This is a genomic window from Acidovorax sp. Root402 (assembly GCF_001425125.1).
In the GTDB taxonomy this organism is placed as follows: domain Bacteria; phylum Pseudomonadota; class Gammaproteobacteria; order Burkholderiales; family Burkholderiaceae_C; genus Acidovorax; species Acidovorax delafieldii.
Map to the genome: position 1 here is coordinate 25,945 of NZ_LMDQ01000006.1, position 10,742 is coordinate 36,686.

General features: G+C 57.5%; 8 protein-coding genes. 3 read left to right on the forward strand and 5 right to left on the reverse strand.

What is annotated here, in order from left to right; all coding sequences use genetic code 11:
* Nucleotides 1-60: 60 nt before the first annotated feature.
* A complete protein-coding gene (locus ASC83_RS04485; protein ID WP_082522348.1) occupies nucleotides 61-1,206 on the forward strand; it encodes a GlxA family transcriptional regulator in 1,146 nt (381 codons plus the stop codon).
* Here ASC83_RS04485 and ASC83_RS04490 read toward each other — a convergent pair.
* The 4 genes from ASC83_RS04490 to ASC83_RS23835 form a co-directional block, all read right to left on the reverse strand.
* Entirely contained in the window at nucleotides 1,182-2,804 is a 1,623-nt protein-coding gene (locus ASC83_RS04490; RefSeq protein WP_162245482.1) for a methyl-accepting chemotaxis protein, read from the reverse strand. The two genes, ASC83_RS04485 and ASC83_RS04490, sit on opposite strands and share 25 nt — an antisense overlap.
* Nucleotides 2,805-2,938: 134 nt before the next feature.
* Complete coding sequence (locus tag ASC83_RS04495) at nucleotides 2,939-3,814, reverse strand: ABC transporter substrate-binding protein (RefSeq protein WP_056058736.1); 876 nt, start codon at nucleotides 3,812-3,814, stop codon at nucleotides 2,939-2,941.
* Between the two features lie 1,858 nt (nucleotides 3,815-5,672).
* Complete coding sequence (locus ASC83_RS23830) at nucleotides 5,673-6,299, reverse strand: hypothetical protein (protein ID WP_156379425.1); 627 nt, start codon at nucleotides 6,297-6,299, stop codon at nucleotides 5,673-5,675.
* 305 nt (nucleotides 6,300-6,604) lie between these two features.
* Nucleotides 6,605-7,141: a hypothetical protein gene (locus ASC83_RS23835; RefSeq protein ID WP_156379426.1), complete on the reverse strand. Its 537-nt coding sequence runs from the start codon at nucleotides 7,139-7,141 to the stop codon at nucleotides 6,605-6,607.
* 362 nt (nucleotides 7,142-7,503) lie between these two features.
* Between ASC83_RS23835 and ASC83_RS04500 the strand changes: the two genes are divergently transcribed.
* On the forward strand, nucleotides 7,504-7,926 hold the full coding sequence (locus ASC83_RS04500) for a transposase (protein ID WP_255356902.1): 423 nt from the start codon (nucleotides 7,504-7,506) through the stop codon (nucleotides 7,924-7,926).
* A 291-nt stretch (nucleotides 7,927-8,217) separates the two neighbouring features.
* Here ASC83_RS04500 and ASC83_RS23840 read toward each other — a convergent pair whose 3' ends face one another.
* Nucleotides 8,218-8,673, reverse strand: coding sequence for a hypothetical protein (locus ASC83_RS23840; RefSeq protein ID WP_156379427.1), 456 nt, complete (start codon nucleotides 8,671-8,673; stop codon nucleotides 8,218-8,220).
* A 209-nt stretch (nucleotides 8,674-8,882) separates the two neighbouring features.
* On the opposite strand from ASC83_RS23840, the gene ASC83_RS04505 reads away from it, so the two are divergent.
* Nucleotides 8,883-9,899 (forward strand): IS110 family transposase, encoded by a 1,017-nt coding sequence (locus ASC83_RS04505; RefSeq protein WP_056058739.1) that lies wholly within the window; start codon nucleotides 8,883-8,885, stop codon nucleotides 9,897-9,899.
* The last annotated feature ends 843 nt before the right edge of the window (nucleotides 9,900-10,742 follow it).

Sequence of the window (10,742 nt, forward strand, 5' to 3'; positions counted from 1 at the left end):
ACTATTCATTGGAAGCGGTTGCCGCTATATTGAACGTATGCGACATACAGGGAAAACCCCATGCCCTCAAATCTCCTTAATCTTGACAAGGCTCATGTCGAATTTGGTGCAGGTTTGCACCAGGTGAGTGCACAGCACACAGGCGACATCGGCGCATTGATTGGCAAGCTTGATTCTTCGCCCATCAATGCGCCTGTGCGACGACGGTCTGCGGGTAGTGGAGCAGCAACAGAACTGCGCGTGGGCATCCTGCTATGGCCGCAGTTCCCTCTGCTCTCTCTGGCCGGGCTATGCGACGGCCTGCGCCATGCTGCCGACGTAGGGGACCAAAGCCGACAGATCCGATGCTCTTGGACAATTCTTGGTGTGCCGGGACAGTCGGTGCAAGCGAGCTGCGGTGTATCCGTAGCGGTGCAGGAATCACTTTCGTCCGATTGCGATTACGACTACATCGCCGTCATTGGTGGGTTACTTCCTGCAGCTCCTATGGCCAGCCCGCGGTACATCGCATTTCTCCAGCTGGCCGTCTCGTTGGGCAAGCCGCTAATCGGCATCTGCACTGGGACATTCGCGCTCGCTCAAGCGGGCTTCCTGGTTGGGCGCCGCACCTGCATACATCCCTACCACGTAGAAGACTGGAAGGCGGCGTTTCCATCGTTGGACTACAGCACGGACTGCCACTACGTGTTCGACGGGGATCGCATCAGCTGCGCTGGAGGGATATCGATCGTCGAACTGACGGCCGAGCTGGTGCGCTTGAACTGTGGACCCGATCGCGCAGCGAAGGTCATCCATCAGATGACCGTCAATCCAGCCGCCAGCAGCACCCACGTTGCACGGCGCCATGCGCTCGGCTATGGCACGTCTGATCACAACAAGCTTCGCCAAGCCATCGTGCTAATGGAAAAGAACATCAGCACTCCATTGGAGATCGGGGTCATTGCGCGCCTAGTGGATTCGAGCAGCCGCCAACTCGAACGGGTATTTTTGGCCGAGACGCGTACCACGCCCTCGGAGTACTACAGAAATGCGCGCCTCAAGTACGCACGCTGGATGCTCATGAGCACTGACTTGCCCATCATTACCATCGCCTGTGAATGCGGCTTTTCCGATGCATCGCACTTCATCCGGCACTTCCAGCAGCTGTACGGCATGCCACCGGGGCGGATGCGCAAGGCGCTTCAGGCAGGCACCGCAGAGGCCTGAAGCAGACGGCGTCTACCATCTCCGGGTAGTTCATCGATATTGAAGCGGGCCACCACAGATATCAAGCGACCTGATTGCGCATGGAGAGCTTCGGCGGCCCCCCGCGATTCCTCTACCAGCGCAGCGTTATGCTGTGTGAACTGGTCGATGCGGGACAGTACTTCAGTCAGCTGGCGCACGCCCAAGTGCTGCTCACTACTCGCGGTTTGCACCGCTGCCATCAGTTGAGCGAACGAGTTAACCGCCTCGATGACGCTCGCGGTCTGCGCGCGCGCGCGCTCAACCATCGTCCGGCAGGCGGCTATCTGTTCATTCGACTGCTGAATGAGCTGCCGGATCTCCTTGGCAGAGCTTGCAGAATGAAGCGCTAGGCTTCGGACCTCGCTGGCCACCACAGCAAAGCCGCGCCCCTGCGCCCCTGCCCGAGCTGCCTCCACGGCGGCGTTGAGCGCCAAAATGTTCGTCTGAAACGCAATTCCGTCTATCACTGCGGTGGTCTCGGCAATGCGCGCTCCATGTCCCGCCACTACCAGCATGCTCTTCATGGCCCCATCGACAATGGTCTGCCCTTCGCGGGCCACATCGCAGGCAGAAGCGGCCAGTCGATGTGCATCTAGCACTGTTTGCTGCGTGTTGCCCATAGTCGCCGCGAACTGTTCCAGCGCCGCTGCCGCTTGCTCCAGTTCAGCCGACTGCATCTCGGTGCGCTCAGATAAATCCTTGGCTTCGACGACCAAACTACGACTTTGCGCCGCCACGTCCACAGAGGCGCTACGCACTTGTAGCACGGTATCACCAAGGGCGCTAACCATGGCGCGCAGTGACGCAATCACCGATCCTGGAGGCGCTGCCAAGCCGGGCAAGGGTTCCGTCAACTGCCCGTCGGCGACACGCGCCATCGACTGCGCCACGACTGCAGGCTCTGCCCCTAGCCGCCGCGTTAGCGTTCGCACAAGGGCCACCGCCACCACGCAGCCCACAAGAAGCACAAGCGTGAAGGAGACGGCCATTTGCTTAAGCATGCTTTGCAGCGCCGCTATGGACACAGCGGCGGCCCGTTCAACCTGTTCCGCCTCGGCTTTTCGCAGTTGGGCCAATGCTTCCAGATATGCGGCTTGCGATTGGCGCAGCTCGCCTGTCAGCATTCCGCGCGCCGGGCCGCGGGCACCGCCTTGCAGTTGCGCCAGGAATTGATCCCGATCTTGCCGGAATCGAGTAGCGGTCTGCCTGACCTGTTCGAGCAGCTCGCGTTCAGCGGTCAGGACCACTGTCTCTTGCAGCAAGGCCATCCGCTCATCGATTCGCTTCTGCGCGGCGTCGATTTTTTCGACTTCAGTGGGCAGGTCCTCCTGCATCTCCACCAGCACCGCATCGCGCAGTGCTCGCGAAATGGAGGATACCTCCAGCGAAACCTCGTAGGCGGCGCTCAACATCGGCAGGCTCTGTCCTGTAATGGACGCCACCTGGGCATTTGCGGCCACCCCAGCTTGCACCGCGAGCGCCAAGGCTGCCGCCAGCAATATGCCTATGGCGGAGAAACCGAGGATCAACGAAGCGCGAATAGACAGCCCGCGCCCGGTCCGATTGGAGAGTGCCATGGTATTAAGGTGGGTTGAGAAGATGAAGGTAGCGGGAGGAACTGGAAGCACCCGCAACGAAAAAAGCCGCATGCTTGCGCGCGGCAGGCATGCGGCGGATCAATTCCATGGAGCCATGGTCTCAACCCATTGGCTTATTTGCAGGAAGGCAGCTTCCAATCAGCAGGACGGTCTACGCCGGCCCGGGAGTTCTGACCCACGGGGATGTACCAGACGTCCTGCACCAGGCCATAGGTCTTGCCGATCTTGCGCAGGTCGCAACTACCCCAGAGCTTGGCGATTTCTGCGTTAACCGCCTTGACCAATTCAGGGTTGTCCTTGTTAAGGCCGAACACCACTTGGCCCAGGCCCGTGAGCAACGGATATTCAGGCGAAGCATCGGTGAAAGCATTGAATTTCACCTTCCACTGCGGGTTCTGCGAGATCGCGTATTGCATCACTGGCGGGTCGCCAATCACCGCGTCGATGCGCCCGGCCAGCAGGTCGCGCACGGCCGCGTCCGAGGTGTCGTACAGCGCCAGCTGCAGGCCACTGATCTTGCGCAGTTCGGGGATGAACGAGAAGCCGGTGATGGTGCCGACCTTCTTGCCCTCCAGATCCTTGAGCTTGCTCCAGTCGGTCTTGTCCGACTGAGTGATGCCGTTCTTGAAGTAGTGGATAGGATCACTCAGCGCCATGATCTTGGAGCGCTGCTCTGTCCAGCCCATGGTACCGGCCATGACGTCGACACGCTTCGATTGCACAGACGCAATAGTGCCCGACCACTCCATCAATGCTGGCTTGACTTTAAGCTTGAGCGCCTCGGCGATGCGCTGCAGGATCTCGCCATCGTAGCCGACCATCTTGCCATCTTGGTAGCCCGTGCCAGGCATGTCGCCCGAGAAGGCGATGGTGAATCCGCCCTTGTCCACGGTCTCCAGGGCATGGGCCGAAAGCCCAAGGGCTGACAGACAAGTGACGGCTGCGAAAGAGGCAAGCAGCCTCCCGATCTTCAACGACGGCGTGAACATGGTGGTGATCTCCGGTTTATTTGTCCCAACGACTGATGGGATGGATTGACTTTAGAGATGCTTCGGCAGTGTCGATTGGAGGTTCTCTCGGCGAAATTGAACGCCCGCGACACTAAGGGAATACACCAATCCATTCGATAGTGCAGCTCCCCGCTAGCCACCGCCGGGCATTTCGACTCACTTCTTTCACGTACAGCACAGCGGTCGTGAGCCCCGCTGCTAGTGCGCACGAACCGGCTAAATGGCGAATGAATCAGGGTAAGCGTCGAGCATGAACTGTCTGCCTCAACCATCGCGGTGGGTTGGTCTGAAAATCCCGTCACTTCAGCTTATGTCGAATTAATACAGCGCAGTTTAGATATTGGTTGCTCTATGCGACGCGCAGGCCCCGGAGCCTTAGGCTTAGCTTACGTGACGTCGGGGTGGACGGAAGCCTATTTTGAGCGATTATTAATGTGAGACTAGCGGGAGGCCTTTTACTAGTTCAGGCATCAGGTGGCTAAGTTAATAACTTTTTATGAAAATGATCTCCAATGAGGCAACTGCGTCCTAGAAACTAATGGTGCGGAACGTCTGTTAAAGCACGAGTGTGTTCCTAACTAAGTCGTTGAATTCTTTAGCTTTTATTCTCAACACGCCATGAGACTTGAGGGGGGCGCGCTACTCAAAATACGGTTATGCCGGTTTCACGCCACTAAAGATTGGTTTTTTCAGAGCGCTGCGAAACGGAACTGAGTGCTAACCCCGCACTTCCGTGCAACTCGCCGGGGCTGCCGTACGGGCCGGTCGAGAACTACGCTAGCTAGGCGCCTGTAATCGAGCACACGCTGTGGAAAACCCATGAGAAGGTCTTGCGGTAGGAGGCGAGGAGTCAGCGATCCTCCTGCCGGACACATCCAAGAGGGCGCGACGCTGGTGGCCCTAAGGCTTCTGGATGACATGGTCCCGACGGCCATTCCCCATGGGGCGCCGCCAATGAGCAAGTACGTGATGCTCAGCATCCGCGCAGGCTTAGGGCCAGGCACTACCCACCCTGCTAGCTCGCCCACGCCTCTAGCCGGTCGAGCGCTATACCAGCTGCTCTTGGGCAAGGATCAGTCAATCGTTCGAGCGCTTCTGCGCAAAGTAGAACCACTCGTTACTAGGCAGCGCCCCCGGATTTGGGAAGACCACAAAGCCAAGCTGACATTGCGCCATCAAATCTGAGTAACTGCTTTGCAGCGTGCTGCCGGCGCTGTCAGCCCCTGAGTTCACGGTTTGGGCTACACAGCGGTCATTCATGCGCCAGACACCGAAGCGAACCTTGCGGTGGCCACAGGCGTTCGCCTACACATGCCCGCACTAGGTAAGCAACTCATCCGGGGGACATCACCCCTTCTGGGACCATGTAGTACCAACAGTTGCCTACGCCGCCGCTGTGCCGACGGGGCTTCGCCATGTCTGCCAGGAAGTCGGCACGCGACACCTTGCACTCGACCAGCACCGTGCTTCCGTGCAAGGGGTGTGCTGGGGCTGGATCGAAAGATCCTCCGCAACCCGCGCCAACACTAGCTTTTCCCTGGCTGTCCTGTTTCTCGGGTACACCTTTGGGTACCGGACCATTTAGGGCCAAACAGACGCGAAATTGCTAGTGATAGCGCCAGCTTTGCCTTACCGAAATCATCTCATCTCGGCGTCCAAAGGAGCCGAGGCGTTTCACCATCCTGCGCTGGATGCGAGACGGCCGGGCCCTACTGGCCACGTCAGCGGTGGACGGGCGCCGCTGCCGTGATGGGACGTCATTTTTGCTCCTGCGTGGAAGCATTCATCGACGGGTAGGACAAGAAAGTCCGCTGGGTAGCGATCAACCGCCGTGGACTCATCTTTGAAAATTAAAGGCCGCTACGTCTTGGCTACGAATGGCTTCGACAATTTTCGGATAAATTGTCCGGAACAATGTTCCAGCCTCTTTCCCGAATCTGCTATCTGCATCGCTAGCGAAAAGTTGGTATCTATTGGAGAAGCAGGCGTTTTGGTTGATGCAAGCTTCCATTAAATATGGGTCCCCTATCTCCCCGCACTGGGTCTGCAGTCCATCACACATGGCACTTATCCACGCTGAACTTAAGATAGGTAATGCATACGGTTCGTTATAAACCCTGCCATCAAATGCTATTTTTCCACCGATGGAGAAAACCGCGCCGGCCAATTGCTCAAGCAGCAATGGATCACGAGTCTGGAGTACCGCACTCAACGCGGAATTCCGTTCCTCGCTTGTTTGGCTTTTCCGCACCCAAGTGTCGAGCAATGAGCGTAGCTGATCGCTCTTTAATCGGGGGTCTCGCGCGAGTGCTGCCACTGCATCCATGGACAGTTCGCTCTCGAGAAAGCTGGCGCATTGCGCCTCCGTGAATGCCTTGGCCTTTCCTTGCTCGACAGTTTGTGGCATCCAGTTAGCAGGGAAGTGCCTTTGTCTAACGGAGGAACACCGCATCAGAATGTTCATAGCATATAGCCCCCCGCCGGCGTCTCCTTGCTGCAGAAAATCCAGATACAGAACCCTTAGATCTCGTGCACTCATCAATTGCTGATGTAAAGATCGCGGTGACTCTGCGGAACCAGTGGCAACCACTGTTGAGGGTGCATCCGTTACAGGCGATTCAGCAGCCGATACCTTCGACGCGCCCTCCGCCGAAGATCGAGCAGCAGGGCTCGTATTAACTACAGGCTCAGCGTTGTTCCTCAACGCTGAGCACATAGTCACTAAAAGGATAAGGCTGCAAGCTAAGGCCGCTGCAACCCTAACTTTTGTTATCCGCATAGGGTATTTGGTTCAATCTGTCCTGGTGGGGTGTTGCCTGGCTTCATGGTATTCGGCATGGGGCTGCCGGGAGTGACTTGTGAGAACAAAGGCGTGATTACGGCCCATTGCTCCGAATATCCATCAGCGTAAATGACCAAAAACCAACCTCGCTTGTCAGGGGTATTATTAGCACCCCAGAAAGCCCAAAAACTGTCGAACTGCTTCAGACGCCGATAAACTTGTTCTGCTGCCATCCACCGGTCCAAAACAGGGCTCTGTGAAGTCACGTTCCTAAGTTCCCCTGTGGCGCTACATCGCACATTAGAGGCTTGAATATACCGCTCAGCACCGACAACCAACGTGAAATAGCCTGGAAAGGGTTCTCCTCCTCCTGCCTGCTGGGGGGGGCTGTATCCGCCAACCCCAAAATCATAAAAGCCTTGGTCCGTGACTGTCACGGGTGGGAGCGAATACTCATCCGCGCTGGAGTTGAGTGCAAAGAGCGCTGCCAGCGCAATGCAAGTTGCCTTAGCTAGTTTTTTCATTCTCTACCTTAAAGGTTTGATAGTCGATTGAAGTTAAGTCGAATCGGCAGGGAAGAACACGGTTTCACTTGCAAAACCGTTGTTCAGCGATAAGCGTATCAGTAACGCGAATCATTCTCATTAAGATTATTTATCGGAGCGTGTCTGTGGTTAGGCAGATTCTTGGGCAATTGACATTGGCTCAGCCGTACGGGCTGATGGGCGTGTTCAAGCTCGGCTTCTCGCGCGTTCGCCGGTAGAGCGCAGCCACGCCTTGCAACTGTCCCCCCGCTGAGTACAAATTTGATTGAGCGGGCACTTGCCTTCGCCGTCCACCAAGATGCACTGATGCGTCTTGGCATCGTGCGTCACCTGCCACTGCGATGGTGGCGGCTACTTCGGGTGATGTGACGCACTTTACGGATGCACGCCACTTCTCCAGCTGGTTCGGGCTGACGCCCCGCGAGTACAGCTCAGGCGGCAGCCGCTACTTGGGGCGCATCTCCAAGAAAGGCGACCGCTACCTGCGCATGCTGCACACGCACGGCGCGCGCAGTGCGCTGCGAGCGGCCAAGGTGGCGCAAGTGGCGGGCAAGGTGGCGCAAGTGGCGGGCAAGGAGATGCAGGGTGTGCGCCGCCGGGCGCTGAATGTGCAGGGGCGAAGCACCCACGACAAGGCCACCTGCGCACTGACCAACAAGCTGGCATGCATTTGCTATGCGACGTTACGCGATCACAAGCCGTTCGATGAAGCAGCTCGGTTGAACAGGAAGGAGAACCGCCAGAGCTTTGCGATGCCCGACTGAATCGGTACAACCGGTCAGCACACCAGACCAGCAGTTCCTTCACCACTTGCGACGGGTTTGATCGACCACCATGGCCAATCGGGTTCCTCCCACACCGCACTACGCCGATAACTCTTCCGGCAGCTTGCCTGCCGCTTGCAACGTGTGGCGACGCGGTGACGCAGATTCCATGTCGGCACTGACCACCACAGAGTCCGCAACAGATGCCAGATATACGACTGCAGGTGCTCTACCCTCTGGTCCCCAATCGATCAGGCTCTTGCTGTTGTGGGGGAGTCCATATATGAAAAGTTAGGTCGCAACTCGTGCCGCAACCCATGAATGCGATTGGTCTACTGCATACCAGCATGAGCCCTCAACCGCTTCTGGGAAATGATTCCAGGCCACTATGAAGTGAACTTCTGTGGTTATGTAAGGGGGAAGGTTGGATAGAGCAACCGTAAGCGATGCGGGCTCGTAGCGTGCCTCCGCACGCAGCTTGGGATTTCCAATACGGGCTCTGAGGAACTCTTCATCTTCTGTTCCTGCTGCAAGCATATAGCCACCACCTTCCCATGTTTGCGCTTCCAGCCCTTCTCCTGTTCCCGGATTGCCGCTCGTTGGCAGACTGGGCCACAACTGAGCCTGTAGTAAGGCGCTAGGTGTCTGAGTACCGGCAACGAGGGTGAAAATGGCGGCCCAGCACTTCTCGACGCTCATTCCCGGAGGAAGATCTGAGCAGAGTTCCCCTGTACGGACGGTGAGCATTGCGCTTGGTGTTTCAGACTCTATCGAGAGAGCGAGGAGTCCGAGCGGGGTTGGAAATGTAACGCGAGCGGCTTGCATTGCGGCCTAACGAATGAAAGGGACTTCCCCGTCCCAAGCAAGCCGCGTCCCGTTGGGGTTGCGGTTTACGGCAACTGAGTGCCACGATGGAGAGGTCAAGCTTTTCATCAACTCACCTGGAAGGGGAAATCATGACTATCGTAACTGTTGGAATTGACCTCGCCAAGAACGTCTTTGCAGTGCATGGCGTGGATGAGACAGGCAAGCCCATGATGGTGCGTCCCGAGGTGGCACGCGCCAAACTGCTGGAACTCATTGCCCATTTGCCGCCTTGCCTGATCGGGATGGAAGCATGCTCTGGCGCCCACCACTGGGCCAGAGAGTTCACCAGGTTTGGGCACACGGTGCGCATGATGGCGCCCAAGTTTGTCGTGCCCTACCGCATGAGCGGTAAACGGGGCAAGAACGACGCGGCAGACGCAGCCGCCATCTGCGAAGCCGTCACCCGCCCTAATATGCGCTTTGTTCCGGTCAAGAGCATCGAGCAGCAGTCGCGCCTGTTCGTGCACCGCGCGCGCCAGGGGTATGTAGAGCAGCGCACAGCGCTCATCAACCGCATTCGCGGCTTGCTGTCGGAGCTGGGTATCGTGCTGCCCCTCAAAGCGGCCACGGTGCGCCGGGAAACTCATAAGCACCTCGAAGACCTGCCGGGCTGGTGCAACACCGTGGTGGGCGATGCCTTGAGCGAGCTCAGCCGTCTGGATGAACGTATTGCCCAATACGACAAACACCTGGCCCATATCGCCAAAGAGGACGAACTGTCCAGACAGCTCATGCGCCTGGGCGGCATAGGCCCCACCACCGCCAGCGCGATCGTGGCCACCGTGGGCAAGGGCCATGACTTCACCTGTGGCCGCCAGTTCTGTGCCTGGCTGGGTTTGGTGCCGGGTCAATACAGTTCAGGCGGCAAACAGCGGTTGGGCCGCATTACCAAGGCCGGGGACCCGTACTTGCGTACCCTGTTGATCATGGGCGGCAAGGCGGTGCTGCAATCGGCCAAGAACAAGACTGACCCGGTGAGTCGCTGGGCGATCAGTGTGCAAGAGCGACGAGGTTACTGGAAAGCCGTGGTCGCCATCGCCGCCAAGAATGCGCGCATGTGCTGGGCCATGCTGCAGCGCGGCGAGGGTTTCAAGATGCCTGCCTAGTCCGTGGCGGCCTTGCTGCACAGATTGAAGTTGTAGATGCCACCGTGTGATGGCTTGTCGTTGATGAGTGAAAGGTTTGGACCTGCGCCGGGGAATGCTCGATCATTTCTAGGGCGGTAGCAGCGTGGGATGCCATGCTGATCCCCGACTAACGAATGGAGCCCTCGGCGCGCGTCTTTCATCAGGGTCCGCTGCAAGAAGAGCAGCCTCGAATGACCGTTTGTAGTTTCGCCGTCCACACGCCTTGTACTCAACAGGCAACGACAGATATCACGGGGTGATGCAGAGGTTCAGAAGAAGTCAGATTCCGTGGTCAATCGCTTCGCGATTCAACTGCGGTGGGATTGTGTTTGACAAAGGTGGGGAAGCCCTTGTAGTAGAAGTGAAAGGAGGCCGGAGCGAAGCGGAGAGAACCACGCGCAGCTTGTGGCCACCTGCTCGACTGCCGGGTTAAGCGAACATTTACCACCACCTTGGGAAAGCATTGATTGCCTCACTTAGCTTTTGTGGAAAATCAGGATCAAGTACAACCCGAATCCTTATCTCTTCTGCTTCTTTTGACCGCGAGCGCGGTGGATTAATGCGAAGCCAAAACCCAGAGTCACAGGCCTCAATTTCGAGAACTGGATACTCAGAAAGATCAAGCAGACACCCGGCACAACCTTTGCGGAGAATAGCGGTAAAAGCGTCGATCTGCTTGTACTCTATTCATGACTGTTAATTTCCATGCAAACCTGACCCACAGGGGATGCGGACAAAAACTTGGACTACCGGGAGGTAGTTCATGTATTCCTACGAAGATCGAATCCGAGCCGTTGAGCTCTACATCAAGCTGGGCAAGCG

Excerpts from the sequence above, each read along its gene's own strand:
- ASC83_RS04485 (WP_082522348.1), top strand. The coding sequence starts at position 61 with ATGCCCTCAAATCTCCTTAATCTTGACAAGGCTCATGTCGAATTTGGT.
- ASC83_RS04490 (WP_162245482.1), bottom strand. The coding sequence starts at position 2,804 with ATGGCACTCTCCAATCGGACCGGGCGCGGGCTGTCTATTCGCGCTTCG.
- ASC83_RS04495 (WP_056058736.1), bottom strand. The coding sequence starts at position 3,814 with ATGTTCACGCCGTCGTTGAAGATCGGGAGGCTGCTTGCCTCTTTCGCA.
- ASC83_RS23830 (WP_156379425.1), bottom strand. The coding sequence starts at position 6,299 with ATGAACATTCTGATGCGGTGTTCCTCCGTTAGACAAAGGCACTTCCCT.
- ASC83_RS23835 (WP_156379426.1), bottom strand. The coding sequence starts at position 7,141 with ATGAAAAAACTAGCTAAGGCAACTTGCATTGCGCTGGCAGCGCTCTTT.
- ASC83_RS04500 (WP_255356902.1), top strand. The coding sequence starts at position 7,504 with ATGGTGGCGGCTACTTCGGGTGATGTGACGCACTTTACGGATGCACGC.
- ASC83_RS23840 (WP_156379427.1), bottom strand. The coding sequence starts at position 8,673 with ATGCTCACCGTCCGTACAGGGGAACTCTGCTCAGATCTTCCTCCGGGA.
- ASC83_RS04505 (WP_056058739.1), top strand. The coding sequence starts at position 8,883 with ATGACTATCGTAACTGTTGGAATTGACCTCGCCAAGAACGTCTTTGCA.